The sequence below is a fragment of the Pontixanthobacter luteolus genome, assembly GCF_947494915.1.
In the GTDB taxonomy this organism is placed as follows: domain Bacteria; phylum Pseudomonadota; class Alphaproteobacteria; order Sphingomonadales; family Sphingomonadaceae; genus Pontixanthobacter; species Pontixanthobacter luteolus.
In genome coordinates this window covers 730,404-749,065 of sequence record NZ_CANLWR010000002.1, presented here as the reverse complement: position 1 = coordinate 749,065, position 18,662 = coordinate 730,404, and the positions used below count along the sequence as shown (strand labels likewise).

Genomic DNA, 18,662 nt, shown 5'->3' with positions numbered 1-18,662 from the left:
CTTTTTGTATTCAGTCCTGTGCCGCCAGCAGGAGCAGCGCGATCTTCTGATCATCGAAACCGATGAATGCCCATTCGACGTTCGCGGCTGAAATCGGATTCCATCCAAAATCCATCCGGTTGGTCAGGATCGTACGGGAACGGGGTTCGAAGCAGGCCAGAAATTCGCGGCCGCATTGCCTGGCCCGTCCTTCGCCCAGCCAGCTGCGCCTGGGCAAGACCATGTTCTGGCTCAGCGCGTCTGCAAAGAATGCTATGGCAGACCGAGGCGCGCTGTCATCGCCCGACGGGTCGAGCATTTCCCAGTTCGCGCCAATCGGCCTGAGCCCTTGCGACTGCACGAACCGGTCGGCCACATCGGTATGCATCAGCGAAGGCGCATCCAGCGCCCCGGTCGCGAACAACACGCCCGCCTGCTGTTCCAGCGGTTCGCGCCAATCGGCGATAAACCGGTCCAGCGCGGCGGGGCTGCCTGTCATCCGCGCTCGCCGAACAGTGCCGTGCCGACGCGGATGTGGGTTGCACCCAGCATGATTGCCACCGGGTAATCGCTGCTCATCCCCATGCTCAGCCCTTCCAGACCGTTGTCTTCGGCCAGCTTGGCAAGAAACGCGAAGAACGGTGCGGGTTCGATATCGGCGGGCGGTATACACATCAGGCCGGCGACCGGAACACCTGCGCTGCGTGCCTGCTCGATAAAAGCAGACAGTTCGCCAATCGGGCAGCCGCCTTTCTGATCTTCATCACCGATATTGACCTGAATGAAACACGGCACCCGTTTGCCGGTCTTGTCCATTGCCTTGGCCAGAGCCTTCAGCAGGCTGGGCCGGTCGAGCGAGTGGATGCAATCGAACAATTCGACGGCATCTTCCGCCTTGTTTGACTGCAATTGCCCGATCAGGTGCAACTGCGCATCGGGATAGTCCTGCTTCAGCGCTGGCCATTTCTCCTGCGCTTCCTGAACGCGGTTTTCACCGAAGACCCGGTGCCCTTCGGCCAGTAGCGGCGAGATCTTGTCTGTCCCTTGTGTCTTGCTGACTGCGATCAGGGTTATGTCATCGGTATCGCGGCGGGCGATCCTGGCCGTCTTGGCGATTTCTGCATTTACCGTTTCCAGCGGGCTGGCGGAGGATTTGGGTGTATTGTCCATGGCGCGCCGCTATAACGTCCGCGTGGCGCAAGACCAGACCCCCCGGCCCCTGCCAGAGCTTTGGCTGCTGAGTGATGCGCGCAACGATGCGGTCCTGGACGAGGTTCTGGCACAGCTGCCGGAACAGTCCGGCTTCATCTTTCGCCATTATCATCTGGACCCGGCGCAGCGGCGAAAGAGATTTCAGCAATTGCAGGAAATCGCGCGCAAACGGCGGCATCTGGTCGTCGTCTCGGGATCACCGGTTCTGGCGATGAAATGGGGTGCCGACGGGGTATATGGCCCGGCTGAAGCGATGCCGCACGGCGGCGATCTGCTCAAGCTGGCGACCGCGCACAATGCCAAGGAGATCGTTTCAGCCGAGAGGACCGGGGCGGATGCGATACTGCTTTCGCCTGTCTTCTCCACTGCATCGCATCCCGGCGCGAAACCGCTTGGCCCGGTTCGTTTCCGTCTGCTCGCCCGCAAAGCAAAAGCGCCTGTGATCGCATTGGGCGGGATGAACCGGGACACTGCCAAACGGCTCGGCTGGCCGCGCTGGGCGGCGATAGACGGCCTCTCCTAGAAAGGCCGCGCTACGCAGTTCGTCGCAGGGATTCTTGACGCACGAGTCCTGCGCAGTCCATGGTGCAAATTCACGGGTTCAAAGGGGTTTAATATGGCCAGCCGCGCCATCGGAAAGTCAAACACAACGGATTGGCGCGCCGCTTTCCGGCGTTCGCTGCGCCGTGCGGTGCAGATGACCGGCGCCGCAGCCCTGTTTGGCGGGACAGTGTTCCTCGGCCTCGCGCTTGCCAGCTATACCCAGACCGATCCCAGCCCCTCCACCGCAGCGGCATCCACCGATGTGGCAAACTGGATGGGCAGCGCCGGTGCATGGGCATCGGAGCGGGTGCTGTTCCTGTTCGGCCTCCCTGCAATTCTGCTGCTGCCGCTGATGTATGTGTTTGCCCGCAAGCTGTGGCGCGATGTCGAAGACGAAGACGTGCAGAACGACACCCGCTGGTGGGCACCCGTCGGCATGTTGCTGCTGGCCATGGCGCTGCTGGCAACCGTGCTCTCGCTCGCGTTCGACGGACCTGGCGGCACGCTGCCAGCGTCGCTTGGCGGGATCACCGGATTGCTTGGTGCCAACGGGATCGAGGCCGTTGCCGGGCGCTTGCCCGAAGGCGCGGGCGGCTGGGCGATACTGGGCCTTGCGCTTCTTAGCCTGGCGGGCGGGGTTGCGCTGGTGACGCGTGTATTCGCGCTCGACTGGGCGCAATTGCTGACCCTTCCGGAGTTTCTGAAGCGGCGGCCTTCGCTGCCTGAAACCAGCATTCCATTCCTGCCCAAGCCGGACAAGAAGGCGCGCAAGGCGGAGGCGAAATCTGAACCGGTGATCGACGAATCCCCGCGCCGTGCACCGACTATTACCGATCCGACACGGCCCCCGAAAAAGGCACCGCTGGCCAAGGCGAAACAGCGCGACATGTTTGCCGATTTCGAATTACCCAGCCTGGATCTGCTGGCCGAACCACCCGCCGAAAGCGCGCCCAAGCTCGACAAGCTGGCGTTGGAACGCAATGCGCGCCTGCTGGAAACCGTGCTCGATGATTTCAACGTCAAGGGCGAGATTACCGCCGTGCGCACCGGCCCGGTTGTCACGATGTACGAACTGGAGCCCGCACCCGGCGTGAAGGCCGCCCGGGTTATCGGCCTTGCCGAAGATATCGCGCGCAATATGTCCGCGATCAGCGCGCGTGTGTCGCCCATCCCGGGCAAGACCGTGATGGGCATCGAACTGCCCAATGCCGACCGCCAGATGGTCGCCTTGAAAGAGCTTGCCGCGTGCGAGGATTTTGCCGAGGCCAAGGGCGCCCTGCCAATTATTCTGGGCAAGGACATCGCCGGCGAACCGGTTGTCGCCGATCTGGCCGCCATGCCGCATCTTCTGGTCGCCGGTACCACCGGTTCGGGCAAATCGGTTGGTCTCAACTGTATCCTGCTATCGCTGCTCTACCGCTTCACCCCCGCCGAATGCCGCCTGATCCTGATCGATCCGAAGGTGTTGGAGCTGAAGACGTACGACGATATCCCGCACCTCTTGTCGCCCGTTGTTACCGAACCGCACAAATCGGTCCGCGCGCTGAAGTGGGCGGTCGAGGAGATGGAGCGCCGCTACCGGATGATGAGCAGCGTCAATTCGCGCAATATCGGCGGCTTCAACGAGAAGGTGCAGGCCGCGGTCGCCAAGGGCAAACCGCTGGGCCGCCGTGTGCAGACCGGGTTCGATCCGGATACCGGTGAAGAACTGTATGAAGAAGAGCAGCTGGACTACGAACCGCTGCCACTGATCGTTCTGATCGTTGACGAACTGGCCGACCTTATGGTCACGGTCGGCAAGGAAATCGAGGTTCTGATCCAGCGCCTGAGCCAGAAATCGCGCGCCGCCGGTATTCACCTGATCATGGCAACACAGCGCCCGTCGGTCGATGTCATCACCGGCGTGATCAAGGCCAACCTGCCCACCCGGATCAGCTTCAAGGTCACCAGCCGCATCGACAGCCGCACGATTCTGGGTGAGCAGGGGTCGGAGCAGCTGCTTGGCAAGGGCGATATGCTTTACAAGCCCAACACCGGGGCGATGGTCCGCGTGCACGGCCCATTTGTGTCGGACGAGGAAGTCGAGAGCGTGGCCGACCACTGGCGCGCGCAGGGTAAGCCGGATTACGTCGACGCCGTGACGGAAGAACCGGAAGATGGCGGCGGTCTGTCGTTCGAAGACGAATTCACCGCCAGCGATGATCCGAACGAACGCAAATACCGGCAGGCTTGCCAGATCGTGATCGAGAACCAGAAGGCGTCCGGTTCATGGCTGCAGCGGCAGATGGGCGTAGGTTACAACACCGCCGCCAAATGGATCGAACGGATGGAAGAAGAGGGGCTGGTCGGTCCGGCAAACCATGTTGGCCGGCGAGAGATTTTCCGCGATCAGGATGGCAACCCACTCTAGTTAGATTGCGAGGGGTCTGACTTGCGCACCCGCCAGCGCATCTGTGCCGCCAAACGGCGTTATCCCACGCGGGAGGATGCACGGGAGGCTGTGGAGAAGGCAGATGTCGCCCTGCGCGCCTATCACTGCGATCGATGTTTCGGATACCACCTGACCGGCAGGATCAGGGCAGGCAAATAGAATTTCCGCCAATGGACTGCCCGCTTGTTGGTTGCCGCGATCGCTGCGACTGCCGCCACGCCGCCCGTTTCCGATCACCCTGAAACACGAAGCGCCGCCCCTGCGTGATGCAAGGGCGGCGCCTGTTCCGGTATGAACCGGGCTATGATTACTTCAGTTCGTCAGCCGTCAGAACTGTGAACTCGGTCGTCTTGGCAAGGTTCGCGGCGCGAACATCGTCAGGCGAAGCGACGAGGCCGATCTTGGCAAGCGGTCCGTCCTTGTCCCAGCTCTTGGCCCATTCTGCGACGTATTCGCGCAGGCCCGGGATCGCATCGAGATGCGCCTTCTTCACATACATGAACAGCGGACGTGCGCCGGGATATGCGAAGCTGGAAATGTTCTCATAGGTAGGTTCGCTGCCGTTCATCGGCAGACCCTGCACCTTGTCAGCGTTCTCTTCGAGATAGGAGTAACCGAACACGCCGATTGCTTTCGGGTTGCTGCTGATCTTCTGGACAATCAGATTGTCCTGTTCGCCCTGAGCGACATATTTCTGGTCGCTACGGATTTCGGTGCAGGTCTTGTCGTAAGCGTCTTCGTCGCTTTCCTTCAGCGCCTTCATTTCGGCATTCTGCTTGCACGCGGCTTCGAGTACCAGCTCCTGCAGCGCATCGCGCGTGCCCGAACCCGAAGGCGGGCCGTAAACCAGAATAGGTTCAGCAGGCAGCGAGGCATCGACGTCTGCCCATGTTTCGCTGGTCTGTTCCTGACCATAAGGGTTGGCCGCCAGCGCGCGGTAAACGATGTCCGGGGTAAGGTTCATCATCAGGCCGCCTTGGGCCGAAGCGAATGCAATCCCGTCGAGGCCGACCTGGATTTCCACCACATCGGTTACGCCGTTTGCTGCGCAGGTTTCGAATTCGGATGTCTTCATGCGGCGCGATGTGTTCACAACATCGGGGTGTTCACTACCAACGCCGCCACAGAACAGCTTGATACCGCCGCCGCTGCCGGTTGATTCGATCAGCGGCGAAGCCATGCCCGGATTGGCGCGTGCGGCGTTTTCAGCAACAGCCTTGGCGAAGGGGAACACAGTGGAAGAGCCAACGACCTGAACCGATTCAGGGGCAGTGTCGTTACACCCGGCCAGCGCGAGTGCGGAGGCCGCTGCAAGTGCGAATTTGGTGGTGATACGCATGGGTTTTATTCCTTGAGTGAATGTTGGTTTGGCCGTTATCGCCTGAGTGTGACGCGTTTGTGACAACGCCGGTCAGCTTCGCGTCTTAAAAGTCGACCTGGGCACGAACGCCCACGACATCCACGCCGTAGGATGTGTCTCCGCCCGCAGCCGGGAATGCGGCGTCATCGTAATTCAATCGGCCGTAATTCGCGAGCAGCATGGTGTAATCGGTCGGCTTCCAGACCAGCGACAGGAAGAAGCCGTTCTGCTTGCCGCCGAGTATCCCGCCATCATTCAGGTCGAGATAGTCATAGCGCGCATTGACCTGGACCGACCCGGCCCCGCCTTCGCCAACCGGGTTGGCCGGTTTCGTGCGGTCGAACTTGCCGCCTTTGTATCCGCGTGTGTCGCCGGATGTGAGGAAATAGCCGACCTCGGCATAGCCGCCGAAGAATGTCGGATCGGTCAGCGCACCGGGGCGGCTGACTTCCTGCCAGAAACCTTCTGCGGCAAAATGCAGCGGACCGGCAATCGCGGCGGCTTCCAGGCCCAGACCGAATTCGCTGGTCGCGGCAAGCCCGCCCGTGTTTACAAAACGATCGCCGGTGAAATGCACCAGCGGGCGCTGGCGGTAACGCACCGTGCTGCCGCTTTCGAGGTCGCTGTAGTGGACCGAACCACCAAGGTGCAGCTGCGTGTCGCCGACCTTTGGCATAAACACCACGCGGCCGTCCGCGCTCCAGTTCTTGTTGGAGAGGTCTTCCATATTGTCGGTAAAGACACCGGCCTGCACCAGCACGTCGCCGCTGCCGAACTGGGCCGATGCACCGACGCGGCGTTCAAATCCGAATGCGTCGGTGAACGCGGCGCGTTCGATGAAGCTGGTGTGGAGCGAGCTGGTGAGTTCTTCCAGCGACTGGAAATTGTTGAACTGGCCAACGGTGATTTCAGCGTCACCTGCTTCGTAGGAAATGAGTGCGTCGGTCACCGCGACATCGTTGCCCGCAAAATCGACTTCGAATTTGTATCCGAAACCGCCCGGCATATCGCCCGACACGCCCAAACGCGCACGGCGGGCTTCGCTGCCGAAACCGTCACTGCGGCCTGTTGAGGAAGGCACGCTGGTGAAACCGGCATCATATTGCAGGCGGCCGCGCGGCTTGAAGCTCCAACCGCCTTCGCCCTTGATTTCGGGCGCGCCCTTGAACGCGATTGCAGGCTGCTTCTTGTCAGCAGCGCCATCGCCATTCACCAGTTCCTCTGCCTCTGCGGTGGCCGCATCGGTTGCTGCAGCCATTGCAAAGTCGGCCTTGGCGTCAGCTTCGGCGAGCTCGCCCTCAAGCGCATTGATACGCTCTGCCATCGCAGCCATTTGCGCGCGCATTTCAGCAAGTTCTTCGGCAACAGACGCCTGGTTTGCAGTTTGAGCCATGGCTGGCTGCACCCACCCGCAACCCAGTGCGATCGCAAGCGCCGAACCCATGGCGCGATTTCGAGAAGACATGAGCAAACCTTTACAGTTCAGTGAAACATTCATGACGCACTTATGTCCGCTATATGACAGTTTCGGGACTATCCGTAACACTCCTGCCGAGCGCCGCCAGCCGGGAACTTCGCTTGCCCCGCAGTTGTTTCACTTGTAACCGGTTTCGAAATTTCAGGAGTTCTCCCCCATGCGCATCGGTTGTCCCAAGGAAATCAAGAACCACGAATATCGTGTCGGCCTGACGCCGGAAAGCGCGCGAGAATTAATCGCGGACGGCAACGAAGTTTGGATCGAAAGCGGTGCAGGCCTGGGAATCGGCGCGATCGACGCTGAATATGTCGACGCCGGCGCCAAGATCGTCGACGGACCCGACCCGATTTTTGCCGAGTGCGAAATGGTGGTGAAGGTCAAGGAACCGCAGGCGGTAGAACGCGCGAAACTGCGCGAGGGCCAGATCCTTTATACCTACCTGCACCTTGCCCCGGATCCCGAACAAACCAATGATCTGGTCAAATCGGGCGTGACCGCGATTGCCTATGAAACCGTAACCGGACCGCGCGGCAGCCTGCCGCTGCTCAAACCGATGAGCCAGGTTGCTGGCCGGATGAGCATTCAGGCAGGTGCCAATGCCCTGCAAAAGGAACACGGCGGACGCGGCGTTCTGCTTGGCGGCGTGCCGGGCGTATTGCCAGGCAAGGTCGTGGTCATCGGCGGCGGCGTTGTGGGTTTCAACGCGGCGCAGATGGCCGTCGGCCTTGGTGGTGATGTGGAAATCCTCGACCGCGATCCCGAAGTTCTCGAAAAAGTTGGCACCTTCTTCGAAGCGCGTGCCAGCACCCGATTTTCCAACAAGACCAATCTGGAAGACGCCGTGCGCCAGGCCGATCTGGTGATCGGCGCGGTGCTGATCCCCGGTGCTGCTGCGCCCAAGCTGATTACCCGCGAACTGCTCTCGGAAATGAAGCCCGGCGCAGTGCTGGTGGATGTCGCAATCGACCAGGGCGGCTGTTTCGAAACATCTAGAGCCACGACGCATGCCGACCCGACCTATACGGTTGATGGGATCGTGCATTACTGCGTTGCCAATATGCCCGGTGCGGTGGCCCGCACCAGCACCTATGCGCTGAACAATGTGACCCTTCCCCACGCCCTGCGCATGGCCCGCAATGGCTGGAAAGAAGCCATGCGCCGCGACCCGCATCTGGCAGAGGGGCTGAATGTCCATGCCGGCAAGGTTACCTACAAGGCAGTGGCTGACGAATTGGGCCATGACTATCTGCCGACCGCAGATGTGTTGAACCAGGACTGATTTTTCTGGATTTTTTAACCGGGTTCTAACCGGTTTGCAGATATTGGCGGGGCCATGACATGGGGGGCCCGTTCCACGCTGAGTGCGTTCGCGTTCGCGCTGTGCTGCATTCTTGCAGCAGTGCGCCCTGTGTATGCGGCGGAGGCACCCCGCTCTGCCCCCTGCTGGCAAACCCTGCCTTTATCGGCGCAAGCATCTGACTACCTTGCAGAACTCGGCCCCTGGACTTGCGAAGAAAGTGCCCCCCCGGTCGGCAATTACCGCATCGCCCTGACCTGGAACGATGTGCAGGCCAGCGAGCCAAAATTTCTGGTCAGCCGGATCGGCCATTTCGGCAATGTGACGCTCGCCAGTCAGGACAAGACGGGCCGCTGGATCACCTCCCGGCACAAGGCCAATGATGCGCAGCCCCTGACCGACGGCCCGCATTTCAAACTGGCACTGCCCCAACCTGCCGATGGCAGCATCCGGACTGTCGTAATCTTCGATCGTCCGCTGCACCTGTCCACGATGACCGCTGCAAAGCTGCTGGCGGAAGATCCGGCGCTCGATCCGGATTCGATCGCTTATCAATTGCTGATCGCCGGATTGCTCGGGATCATTCTGATCCCGCTGTTTTTCGACCTCGTTTTCTGGCGGGTCCTGCGCCAGAACTTCCTGCTGTGGCACAGCGCGCTGATCGGATCTTTCGCGTTGCTGCTGCTAAGCCAATCCGGCCTCGTCAATCACATGGTCGACCTGCCGATTGAGGTTTGGCGCCGATCCCTGATCATGTCCTTCGGGGTGGCGCTGGCGGTGTCGTTCATGTTCACCCGTTCCTATATCGAATACGACAAGATCAGTCCGATCATGCGGCGATGGGTGCCATATGCGGCCGCATGGGCCCTGATTGCATCGGCAATTCACGCGGCATCATTCGACTTCATGCGCCCGTTCGGATCGTCATTCCACAGCGTTGCCCTGGCACCGCTGATGATCCTGATACTGGCGATAATGATCGATGCGTGGAGACGCGGCAGCCGTGCTGTTCGTTTCCAGATGGTCGGATGGACACCGCTGTTCGTTGGTGTCAGCATTCAGTTGGTCACCTACATAACCCCGTTGGCGCCGCCCAACGACGCGCTGCCCATCTTCTTTTTCGGGATGCTGACAGAATCGCTCGCCACCGCGCTGGGCGTGGCCGACCGGTTCCTTGCCATCCGCCGCCAGCGCGACAAGGCGCAAGACCGCGTCGCAGCGCTTGATGCCCTGTCCAGCGTCGACCCGCTGACCGGGCTGTATAACCGGCGCGCACTCGACATTCGCATGGGCAGCCTGCGTGCCGACGGCTTCAACACGTTTGCTCTGCTTGATCTCGATCACTTCAAGACCGTCAACGACACTATCGGCCATGCCGGCGGCGATGCGGTATTGGTGGAGGTTGCAGGCATCCTTTCAGCCGACGATCAATCGCTCGGCTTCAGATTGGGCGGTGAAGAATTCCTGCTGGTGATGAAAGGCGACGATTCGCTTGATCGGGCAGAAAAGCTTCGGCAGGCAATTTCCCTGCGTGTTGCCCGCCAGATCGACGGGTTGGAGCGCATCCTGACCGCGAGCGTCGGGGCGATCGTATTGCCCAAAGACCGCAAGGAAGCGGACATTTTCAGCGATATCTATTCGCGGGCCGACAAGCTTTTGTACGAGGCAAAGGAAGGCGGCAGAAACAGGTTGGTGTTCGAAAAACTGCGTCTGTTCAGCCCGCGCCAGCCGGATCGCAGACGCGCAGCATCCGGCTAAGGCTCAGTTTGCTGGTTCAGGGTGCCGGTTCAGGATGTCCCTTCAGGACCGGGCAGCACGCCACTTGCGGTAATTTTTCGCCCGTTTTGCTGCCCGCATCTGGTCGGCGATCAGCGCCTTCACCGGCCAGCCGCCCATGCCGGGTTCCTTGCCCGCCGCCATCCGTTCGATCTGAGCCTTGGTCAGCGCCATTACCGCGAGGGCTGACAGGGATTTGTTGGACCAGCCGACCTGCGGCAGATCGACATCTGCATTGTGCTGGCCTTGCCAGTGATTGGGCAAGTCCGGATCACTGGCGAGCGCGCGGGCAATGCCGAGCATTTCAACGCCGAAGCCTTGCTCGTCATGCTCCAGTGCTGCCTCGGCTACTTCCAGCCGGGTAATTCCCCCCGTGACCATGATCGGCATGTCTGCAACCTTGGCAATGTCTCTCGCAAAATCGACAAAATAGGCTTCGCGCGCCTCGGTCGAATTTTTGGGGCCAGCGTCATCCTGCGGATTGCCCTGCATGGCCGGGCTTTCATAGCTGCCGCCCGAAAGCTCCACGAAATCAAGCCCGTGACCGTTCAGCCACTCGACCACCTGCCTTGCGTCGTCAGCGTCGAAACCGCCGCGCTGAAAATCGGCCGAATTCAGCTTCAGCCCGACCCCGAAGGACAGCTTCACGCGCGCCCGCACAGTCTCCACAATACGCATCAGGAAACGGGCGCGGTTTTCCAGGCTGCCGCCCCATTCATCGTCCCGCTTATTGGTAAGCGGGGATAGGAACTGGCTGATCAGATATCCGTGCGCACCGTGAATTTGCACGCCGTCAAAACCGGCTTCCTGGGCCGCTTCGGCCGTGTCGGCAAACCGGTTTATGATCGTTTCGATCTCTGCAGCTTCCAGCCGCCGTACCGGCGCGAACATGGATGAGAACTTGCCCAGATCCAGCGCGACAGCCGACGGTGATACCGCGGTTTCGCCCAGGCTCTTGTATAGCTGCCGTCCGGGGTGGCTGATCTGCAACCAGAACTGGCCGCCGCCCGATTTGCCGATCTCCGCCCATTTCCTGAACGGCGCAAGATCGGTGCCTTTTTCCAGCACAACAGCGCCCGGCCCGGTCAGTGCAGTCGGATCGACCATGACATTGCCCGACAGGATCAATCCGGTGCCACCCTTTGCCCAGCGGTCATACAGCGTGAACAGCCGCTGTCCCGGATACTGGCCAGGCTGCTGGGCCAGGTTTTCCTCCATCGCGGCCTTGCAAATGCGGTTGGGCACAGTGCTGCCATTGGGCAGTGTCAGGGGCGTGAAAAGCGATGTGTCGGTGATGGTTATTCTCCCGGATCGGAGCGGAAAGGTGCGAGCACTTCGGGCCGAACGCGGGCGAGCCGCCCGGTTTCGCGGTGCAGCATGGCCCATGTGGTGGCGGCCGAAACGATGATCTTGCCATCGGCATTGCGAAAATCGACCCGGCGCAGGCTTTTTGCGCCCTTGGCCTCATCCGGAATCCAGGTTTCCCCGGTCACGGTTTCGCCCTGTCCGATATTGCCGCGATAATCGATTTCGTGGCGGATCACGAGCCACACGAACTCGGCCGCATGGGCAGGATCAGCGACCGCATCCCAGTGTGCGGTCGCCATGTCCTGCACCCACTGCACCCACACCGCATTGTTGACGTGACCCATTACATCAATGTGCTCGGGTCCGGCGGTGAAGGTTTTCTCGAACTTGCTAGCCATAGATAATTTCCATCCAAGGCAGAAACGGCAGGACATACGCAAGCAGTGGCGGGAGAAGCCACCAACGCCATCTCAAAAGGGCTGCGAAGCACCAAGCAATCACGCCAATTACCGAAACGGGTGCCGCAATAACGGCATAGGAGAAATCGTTAAGTGTTAGGAAGAAGCCGGTGATCGAAACGCTCGTAAGAGCAACTACGACCGCCGACATCCAATAGATTATCGTTTTCGCCTTTTCGCTCACTCGGTAATCCCGTGATGGCTGAGAATGAACGCATATTCCTCTGCCGCTTCGTAAAGCGAGGTGAAACGGCCCGATTTGCCGCCGTGTCCTGCGCCCATATTGGTCTTTAGCAGCAGCTCGTTCCTGTCGGTCTTGGTGTCACGCAGCTTGGCAACCCATTTGGCCGGTTCCCAATAGGTGACACGCGGATCGTTCAGCCCTGCGGTTACCAGCATCGGCGGATAATCCTGCGCGATCACCTGATCATAGGGAGAATAGCTGAGGATGTAGGCAAACGCCTGCTTGCTTTCGATCGGGTTGCCCCATTCGGGCCACTCACCCGGCGTCAGCGGCAGGCTGGTGTCGAGCATGGTGCTGAGCACATCGACGAACGGCACGTCGGCCACGACCGCCTTCCACAAATCGGGATCAGTGTTGACCACCACGCCCATCAGTTCGCCCCCTGCGGACCCGCCGCTGGCGCTGATCATGCCTTCCTCGGTATAACCCTTGGCTGCCAGCCCCTTCGCGACGTCGACGAAATCGTTGAACGTGTTGGTCCGGTCATTCAGCTTGCCCTGCAGATACCATTTGCGGCCCAGATCATCGCCGCCGCGGATATGCGCGATGGCATAGGCCATGCCGCGATCGAGCAGGCTAAGGCGGCTGGATGAAAAGCCGGGCGAAACAGCATAGCCATAAGCGCCATAGGCATAGAGGTGCAGCGGGCCCGCGCCTTCGGGGCGATCCTTGCGCATTACCACGCTGACAGGAACCTGCGTTCCATCGCGAACAGTGATTGTCTCGCGCACGGTAGTGTAAAGCGAGGCGTCATATCCGCTGGGGATTTCCTGCTGCTTGAGCAGTTCCAGCGAAGCGCCGGATACGTCGTAATCATACACCGAATCGGGCGTGACCATGCTTTCATAGGAAAGGCGTAGCTTGCTCACGTCATATTCGGGATTGTTGGATAATCCGGCAGTGTAGCTCGCCTCGGGAAATGCGATCGGCGTGACTTTTGCCGAATCCGCGTAATTCCTGATCTGCACCTGATCGAGCCCGCCAAGACGGCCTTCGGTGACATAGAAATCCTTGAACAGTTCGAAATCGGTCAGGTAGAATTCGTCCGATCCCTCGATCAGCGTCGACCATTCGGCCGGACTTTCGAACGTCGCGGTGGCAAGGCGAAAATTGATGTGGTCGTCATTGGTATGGACGAAGATTATTCCGTCGCGCAGGTCGACCGAATATTCGATGCCCTTTTCGCGCGGCCTGATCAGTATCTGTTCGCCCAGCGGGTTATCTGCGCGGACCAGACGGACTTCGTTTGTCTCGTTGTCGCCAGCTGAAATAACCAGCCAGTCTTCCTGTGCCGACAATCCCGCACTGACGCTGAAACCGATGTCTTCCTCGGTGTAGATCTGCACGTCCTGATCCGCAGATGTGCCGATGGTGTGGACGCGGACATTGTCGACCCGCCAGTTCTCGTTGGCCTTGCCATAGACGAGCATCGTGTCATCCGCCGTCCAGACGAGGCTGGTGCGCGTCTCGGTGATCACATCGTCCAGCAATTCGCCGGTCTGCAGGTCCTTGACCCGCGCTGTGTAGCGTTCAGCCCCGTTGTCATCGAATGAATAAGCGAGATAGCGCCCGTTCTTGCTGACGGAAAATGCGCCAAGGCGGTGATATTCCTTGCCCTCCGCCATCTGGTTTTCGTCGAGCAGCAATTCCTTGTCGCCGCCGGCAACCGGCTGCCGGTACCACAGGCGGTATTCCTTACCCTCTGCCACTTCAGTCCAGTAGAGCCAGTCACCATCCTTTTGCGGGACGGAGGAATCGTCTTCCTTCACCCGTCCCTTGAGTTCTTCGAACAGCTTTTCGACCAGCGGTTTGCGGCTTTCCATTTCCTGTTCGAACCAGGCATTTTCCGCCTTCACATATTCCAGCACATCCTCGTCATCGACCACCGGATAGGATTGGTCTTTCAACCAGTGGTAAGGATCTGAAATGGTGATGCCGTGGTGGCTGTAACTGTGTTCCCGCTTCTCTGCGACAGGCGGAGCGGCAATTTTCTTGTCAGACAAACTTGTTTCCTCGGTTCGGGATGCATCCTGCGCCGATAACGGCATGGCGAAAGACAGCGTGGCGATCGCAATGGCAGCGGAAGAGGCAATTCTCATGGCGGATGTCCCTGTTGGAATGATGCGACCTATGGTAATGAGTTCAGTTGAAACTATGTCGCCGGATGTACCGCGACAAGCACCGATTGAAATTCAGGACCGATTATATGCTCATGCAGACCCACGAAGCCCGCCTTTCCGCTCTGCGGGAAGAAATGAAGCGCCAGAAACTGGACGGTTTCGTGGTGCCGATTTCCGATGAGCACATGTCCGAATATGTCGGTTCTTACGCTCAGCGGCTGGAATGGTTGACCGGGTTTGGCGGTTCTGCCGGCAGCGCAATCGTGCTCTCGCATACCGCCGCGATTTTCGTCGATGGGCGCTATACCATTCAGGTCCGCGAACAGGTGGACGGGAAGCTGTTCGATTATCAGTCGACGCTGGACACCACCCATGCAAAATGGCTCGCGGCCAACGTTACCAAGGGTGCTCGCATCGGATATGATGCATGGCTCCATTCAAAGGGATGGGCCGACAGCCTTTCTGCCGCGCTCGCGCGGAAGGGCGCGGAACTGGTCGCTGTCGAAACCAATCCGATCGATGCCGTGTGGGGCGATCAGCCGAAACCTTCGAAAGCCCCTGCAATCGTCCATCCACAGGAATTTGCCGGGCAATCTTCCGCCGAAAAACGCGCGATCGTGGCCGATTGGCTGAAGGAAGAGGAATACGACGCTGCTGTCATCAGTGCGCTCGATTCCATCGCCTGGATGCTGAATATTCGCGGTGCGGACGTGGACCGGACCCCGGTCGCGCTATCGTATCTGATCGCGCACTCCGACGGCACTGCCGAGCTGTTCATCGAACCTGAAAAGGTCACACCAGAACTGGAACAGCATCTGGGCAATGCTGTCACCATTCGGGACCGCGCCGACTTCACCCCTCACCTGAAAGGTTTCGCCGGCAAGACCGTGGCCGTCGATCCCGATTACGGCGTGGCAGCGATCTATCAGGCCCTGGAAAAGGGCGGCGCAACAGCGGTTGCGGTGCGCGATCCAGCAATCCTGCCCAAGGCAATCAAGAATCCGGTCGAACAGCAGGGGCACCGTGATGCGCAGGCGCGCGACGGTGCTGCGGTCGCCAAATTCCTGCACTGGCTTTCGTATGAACCATCCAAAGGCGGCCAGACGGAACTGTCAGCAGCCGCCAAGCTGCGCGAATTCCGCGATGAAACCGGCGTCCTCAAGGACCAGAGCTTCGATACGATTTCCGCCACCGGCCCGCACGGCGCGCTCTGCCATTACCGGGTCGATGAAGACAGCAATCTCGGTATCGAGCCGGGCAGCGTTTTCCTGTGCGATTCCGGGGGCCAGTACCTCGACGGTACGACCGACATCACACGCACGGTGTGGATCGCGGGCGAAGGCGACAAAGCACAGCCGACAGCCGAAGTACGCGATCGCTATACGCGCGTGCTGAAGGGCCATATCCAGATTGCCCGCGCGACTTTCCCGCAAGGTACAGTCGGCGGCCAATTGGACGCATTCGCGCGTCAGTATCTGTGGGAAGCGGGCGTCGACTACGCCCATGGCACCGGCCACGGGGTTGGCAGCTTCCTCGGCGTGCACGAAGGGCCGCAGCGCATTGCGAAGGCATCGGGCGGCCAGCCGGGCACGGATCAGGAATTGTTCGAAGGCATGATCCTCTCGAACGAGCCGGGCTATTACAAGGACGGCGCGTTCGGCATCCGGATCGAGAATCTCGTGCTAGTAGAAAAGCAGGAAATCGACGGCGCAGAGGGCACCTATCTCGGGTTTGAAAACCTCACCTGGGTTCCGATGGCGCGCGATATGCTCGACTTGTCGCTGATGACCGCGGAAGAAAAAGACTGGTGGAATGCGTATCACGCAAAAACCTACGAAATCCTCGCTCCGCAGCTGGATGGCGATGTTCTCGATTGGCTGAAGGACGCTTGCGCCCCAATCTGAGCGTCCTTGTGAGCCGCTAAATGTTCCTGTATTGTTCCGATGTTGCGAGTCGCGATTAGGAGGATACTATGCTGGGGTATGTAACGCTGGGAACGAACGACCTGCCGCGGGCAGCCAAGTTTTATGATGCGGTTGCGGGGGAAATGGGCGTCGGGCGAATGATGGAATTCGATCAGTTCATTGCCTGGGGCGAAGCTGGCGGAGCGCCCGGCATTGCTGCAACAAAGCCGTTCGACGGGAACGAGGCGACCGTCGGAAACGGCGCAATGGCCGCGTTGATGGTCGACAGCACCGACAAGGTGCAGGCCGTATACGATGCGGCGCTGGCCAATGGCGGAACCGACGAAGGCGCACCGGGGCCGCGCGGTGATGACGGGTTTTATGCCGGATATTTCCGCGACCCGGATGGCAACAAACTCAACGTCTTCACGATGACGAAATAGGCCACCTTCCGGTGGACGCCGCGAGAAAGCTTTCCGAAAGCTGGGTGCATTTGGGCCTGGGGGCGAGCGCCAGCCCTCAGCCGCCCTTCGCGGGGATGGAATGGTACGACGCTTACGCCAAGCGGACTGCCAGCGACGGTGCCGAAGGCAGGCTGGTCAGCCAGCACAGTTTCAGTGAAGGATGGCCCACATGGGAAATGCACCCTCACGGCGCAGAGGTGGTCATCTGCATAGACGGTGAAATGACGCTGACGCAGGAATTTCCGGACGGGCGCGAAGTCCAGGTGATCCTCACGCCGGGCGATTATGCGATCAATCCGCCCGGGGTCTGGCACATTGCCGACATCGATTCGCATGCCACTGCGATCTTCATAACCGCCGGGGAAGGCACGCAGCACAGGCCGCGGTAACTGCAATCCGCCAAAATTTCAGCTGCATGAACGGCTGTCATTTGCTGCGACAATTTGCGACATTTCAGGCCGCAACCGGGATATTCCTGCGACAATGGGTCACTAGAAAGGTATCACGAGTTGCGGCGATCCCTGATCTCCCCCCTCCCCCTCCCTGACGGGGTTGCCGCAGCTCAATCGAAACGACGATTGGAGAGACTTATGAAGACCCCTACCAAGAAGATTACTCTGGCCCTTTCTGCAGCAGCTCTCGCCCTCGTTGGCGGTACCGCAATCGCGGCCCAGCAAAATGACCGCCGCGGCGCCGATGCGAACGGCGACAAGATTGTAACCCTTGCCGAACACAATGCCCATGCAGACACGATGTTTGCCCGGCTGGATGCCGATGGAAATGGCATCATCAATGCGGAAGACCGTGCCGCGCGCAAGGAAGCGCGATTTGCCCGGCTTGATGCGGACGGCAATGGCGAAGTGACCAAGGCTGAAATGGATGCTGCAGCATCTGAACGGCGCGCAAAGCGTGCTGATCGTGCCGATGCGCGCTTCGCAAGGCTTGATACCGACAATAGCGGCGGTATTTCCGCAGCTGAAATGGAAGCAGCCCGTGAAATGCGCAGCGAACGCCGCGGCAAGCGCGGTGACCGGATGGAAGCACGCGGCAAACGCGGCGGCGACAAGATGGCCCGCGGAAATCGGGGTAAGCGCGGAAAACAAGGCATGGCTATGCTCCGTCAGGCTGACACCAACGGCGACAAGGCCATAAGCCGCGCCGAATTCGACGCTGCGATGACCGCCCGCTTCCAGAAGATGGACACCGATAATAGCGGCTCGATCTCTCAGGAAGAACGCCAGGCTGCGCGCGCAGAGCGCAAGGCAGCCCGGCAGGCCCGCTAAATTCCGGCTGGCAAGCTTGCGCTTGCTAGGCACCTCGTCGCGGGTCTAGGCGCGGTAAGGAAATCATGACTGACACCGCGCCCACCCAATTGCTGCTCGTCGACGACGAAGCCAGTTTACGCGAACCCCTGGCGGAGTATCTTACCCGCCAGGGGTTTGTCGTGCGCGAAGCGGAAAGCGCCGCCAGCGCACGCAGCGTGCTGATGGAATTCACCCCGAACCTGATCTTGCTGGATATCATGATGCCCGGCGAAGATGGCCTTTCGCTGTGCCGGCATCTGGTGGAAACCCGCGAACTGCCGGTCATTCTGCTGACCGCCAAGGGCGAGGCGACGGACCGGATCATCGGGCTGGAAATTGGCGCCGATGACTACGTGGTAAAGCCGTTCGAGCCGCGCGAACTGGTCGCGCGCATCCGATCCGTTCTGCGCCGCACCGGCAAAACCGGTTCGAAGCCGGCACCGGAAGAAGACGCGATTTATGTCTTCGAGGAATGGCAGCTCGATCCGCTGAAACGGCGCCTCACTGATCCCGATGGGGTGGTCATATCCATTTCGACTGCGGAATTTCGCCTGCTTCAGGCGTTTCTTGAAAATCCGCGCAGAGTGCTCGACCGTGACCGGTTGCTGGACATGGTGCAGGGCCGCGAAGCGCATTTGTACGACCGGGCAGTCGATAATCAGGTCAGCCGCCTGCGCCGCAAGATCGAGGCTGACAGCCGCAATCCCGAACTTATCCTGACCGTGCGCGGGGGCGGTTACCGCTTCGCCGCCGATGTCCGCCGCCAGCCAGCGGCCCAGAGCTAA

At 60.2% G+C, this 18,662-nt stretch carries 17 protein-coding genes; 9 read left to right on the top strand and 8 right to left on the bottom strand.

Going from position 1 to position 18,662, the window contains the following annotated elements; all coding sequences use genetic code 11:
- Positions 1–10: 10 nt before the first annotated feature.
- Together PO778_RS12490 and PO778_RS12485 are read right to left on the bottom strand one after the other, a co-directional pair.
- A complete protein-coding gene (locus PO778_RS12490; protein WP_271439877.1) occupies positions 11–478 on the bottom strand; it encodes a hypothetical protein in 468 nt (155 codons plus the stop codon).
- Complete coding sequence (locus PO778_RS12485) at positions 475–1,149, bottom strand: YggS family pyridoxal phosphate-dependent enzyme (RefSeq protein ID WP_271439876.1); 675 nt, start codon at positions 1,147–1,149, stop codon at positions 475–477. Before PO778_RS12485 ends, PO778_RS12490 begins: the two co-directional genes overlap by 4 nt.
- Between PO778_RS12485 and PO778_RS12480 the strand changes: the two genes are divergently transcribed.
- Together PO778_RS12480 and PO778_RS12475 are read left to right on the top strand one after the other, a co-directional pair.
- Positions 1,148–1,714, top strand: coding sequence for a thiamine phosphate synthase (locus tag PO778_RS12480; protein ID WP_271439875.1), 567 nt, complete (start codon positions 1,148–1,150; stop codon positions 1,712–1,714). The two genes, PO778_RS12485 and PO778_RS12480, sit on opposite strands and share 2 nt — an antisense overlap.
- A 93-nt stretch (positions 1,715–1,807) precedes the next feature.
- Entirely contained in the window at positions 1,808–4,144 is a 2,337-nt protein-coding gene (locus PO778_RS12475) for an FtsK/SpoIIIE family DNA translocase (RefSeq protein ID WP_271439874.1), read from the top strand.
- 328 nt (positions 4,145–4,472) lie between these two features.
- Here the strand turns inward: PO778_RS12475 and PO778_RS12470 are convergent, their stop codons facing one another.
- Both PO778_RS12470 and PO778_RS12465 read right to left on the bottom strand, forming a co-directional pair.
- A complete protein-coding gene (locus tag PO778_RS12470) occupies positions 4,473–5,504 on the bottom strand; it encodes a substrate-binding domain-containing protein (protein ID WP_160730935.1) in 1,032 nt (343 codons plus the stop codon).
- Positions 5,505–5,589: 85 nt separating this feature from the next.
- Positions 5,590–6,918, bottom strand: coding sequence for an OprO/OprP family phosphate-selective porin (locus PO778_RS12465; protein ID WP_271439873.1), 1,329 nt, complete (start codon positions 6,916–6,918; stop codon positions 5,590–5,592).
- A 241-nt stretch (positions 6,919–7,159) separates the two neighbouring features.
- Here PO778_RS12465 and ald point away from each other — a divergent pair, with 241 nt between their 5' ends.
- Together ald and PO778_RS12455 are read left to right on the top strand one after the other, a co-directional pair.
- Entirely contained in the window at positions 7,160–8,281 is a 1,122-nt protein-coding gene (ald, locus tag PO778_RS12460) for an alanine dehydrogenase (protein WP_271439872.1), read from the top strand.
- Between the two features lie 54 nt (positions 8,282–8,335).
- On the top strand, positions 8,336–10,057 hold the full coding sequence (locus tag PO778_RS12455) for a GGDEF domain-containing protein (RefSeq protein ID WP_271439871.1): 1,722 nt from the start codon (positions 8,336–8,338) through the stop codon (positions 10,055–10,057).
- A 42-nt stretch (positions 10,058–10,099) separates the two neighbouring features.
- Here the strand turns inward: PO778_RS12455 and PO778_RS12450 are convergent, their stop codons facing one another.
- The 4 genes from PO778_RS12450 to PO778_RS12435 are packed head-to-tail and all read right to left on the bottom strand — an operon-like array spanning position 10,100 to position 14,184.
- The gene (locus tag PO778_RS12450; RefSeq protein WP_271440038.1) at positions 10,100–11,371 is read right to left on the bottom strand and encodes an NADH:flavin oxidoreductase/NADH oxidase family protein; all 1,272 of its coding nucleotides are present in this window, start codon (positions 11,369–11,371) and stop codon (positions 10,100–10,102) included.
- A gap of 2 nt (positions 11,372–11,373) precedes the next feature.
- Complete coding sequence (locus tag PO778_RS12445; protein ID WP_271439870.1) at positions 11,374–11,781, bottom strand: acyl-CoA thioesterase; 408 nt, start codon at positions 11,779–11,781, stop codon at positions 11,374–11,376.
- The gene (locus PO778_RS12440) at positions 11,774–12,025 is read right to left on the bottom strand and encodes a hypothetical protein (RefSeq protein WP_271439869.1); all 252 of its coding nucleotides are present in this window, start codon (positions 12,023–12,025) and stop codon (positions 11,774–11,776) included. Before PO778_RS12440 ends, PO778_RS12445 begins: the two co-directional genes overlap by 8 nt.
- On the bottom strand, positions 12,022–14,184 hold the full coding sequence (locus tag PO778_RS12435) for a S9 family peptidase (protein ID WP_271439868.1): 2,163 nt from the start codon (positions 14,182–14,184) through the stop codon (positions 12,022–12,024). Before PO778_RS12435 ends, PO778_RS12440 begins: the two co-directional genes overlap by 4 nt.
- A gap of 107 nt (positions 14,185–14,291) precedes the next feature.
- Between PO778_RS12435 and PO778_RS12430 the strand changes: the two genes are divergently transcribed.
- The 5 genes from PO778_RS12430 (at position 14,292) to PO778_RS12410 (ending at position 18,662) form a co-directional block, all read left to right on the top strand.
- Positions 14,292–16,109: an aminopeptidase P family protein gene (locus PO778_RS12430; protein WP_271439867.1), complete on the top strand. Its 1,818-nt coding sequence runs from the start codon at positions 14,292–14,294 to the stop codon at positions 16,107–16,109.
- Positions 16,110–16,177: 68 nt separating this feature from the next.
- Positions 16,178–16,552, top strand: a complete 375-nt coding sequence (locus PO778_RS12425) for a VOC family protein (RefSeq protein WP_271439866.1) — start codon at positions 16,178–16,180, stop codon at positions 16,550–16,552.
- 11 nt (positions 16,553–16,563) lie between these two features.
- Positions 16,564–16,962, top strand: a complete 399-nt coding sequence (locus PO778_RS12420; RefSeq protein ID WP_271439865.1) for a cupin domain-containing protein — start codon at positions 16,564–16,566, stop codon at positions 16,960–16,962.
- Between the two features lie 201 nt (positions 16,963–17,163).
- The gene (locus PO778_RS12415) at positions 17,164–17,856 is read left to right on the top strand and encodes a hypothetical protein (RefSeq protein WP_271439864.1); all 693 of its coding nucleotides are present in this window, start codon (positions 17,164–17,166) and stop codon (positions 17,854–17,856) included.
- Between the two features lie 65 nt (positions 17,857–17,921).
- Positions 17,922–18,662 (top strand): response regulator, encoded by a 741-nt coding sequence (locus tag PO778_RS12410; RefSeq protein ID WP_160730943.1) that lies wholly within the window; start codon positions 17,922–17,924, stop codon positions 18,660–18,662.

Bases quoted from the DNA above. Each gene is read 5' to 3' on its own strand.
- PO778_RS12425 (WP_271439866.1), top strand. From the start codon at position 16,178: ATGCTGGGGTATGTAACGCTGGGAACGAACGACCTGCCGCGGGCAGCC.
- PO778_RS12480 (WP_271439875.1), top strand. From the start codon at position 1,148: ATGGCGCGCCGCTATAACGTCCGCGTGGCGCAAGACCAGACCCCCCGG.
- PO778_RS12455 (WP_271439871.1), top strand. From the start codon at position 8,336: ATGACATGGGGGGCCCGTTCCACGCTGAGTGCGTTCGCGTTCGCGCTG.
- PO778_RS12415 (WP_271439864.1), top strand. From the start codon at position 17,164: ATGAAGACCCCTACCAAGAAGATTACTCTGGCCCTTTCTGCAGCAGCT.
- PO778_RS12470 (WP_160730935.1), bottom strand. From the start codon at position 5,504: ATGCGTATCACCACCAAATTCGCACTTGCAGCGGCCTCCGCACTCGCG.
- PO778_RS12445 (WP_271439870.1), bottom strand. From the start codon at position 11,781: ATGGCTAGCAAGTTCGAGAAAACCTTCACCGCCGGACCCGAGCACATT.
- PO778_RS12410 (WP_160730943.1), top strand. From the start codon at position 17,922: ATGACTGACACCGCGCCCACCCAATTGCTGCTCGTCGACGACGAAGCC.
- PO778_RS12475 (WP_271439874.1), top strand. From the start codon at position 1,808: ATGGCCAGCCGCGCCATCGGAAAGTCAAACACAACGGATTGGCGCGCC.
- PO778_RS12485 (WP_271439876.1), bottom strand. From the start codon at position 1,149: ATGGACAATACACCCAAATCCTCCGCCAGCCCGCTGGAAACGGTAAAT.
- PO778_RS12465 (WP_271439873.1), bottom strand. From the start codon at position 6,918: ATGGCTCAAACTGCAAACCAGGCGTCTGTTGCCGAAGAACTTGCTGAA.
- ald (WP_271439872.1), top strand. From the start codon at position 7,160: ATGCGCATCGGTTGTCCCAAGGAAATCAAGAACCACGAATATCGTGTC.
- PO778_RS12435 (WP_271439868.1), bottom strand. From the start codon at position 14,184: ATGAGAATTGCCTCTTCCGCTGCCATTGCGATCGCCACGCTGTCTTTC.
- PO778_RS12430 (WP_271439867.1), top strand. From the start codon at position 14,292: ATGCTCATGCAGACCCACGAAGCCCGCCTTTCCGCTCTGCGGGAAGAA.
- PO778_RS12490 (WP_271439877.1), bottom strand. From the start codon at position 478: ATGACAGGCAGCCCCGCCGCGCTGGACCGGTTTATCGCCGATTGGCGC.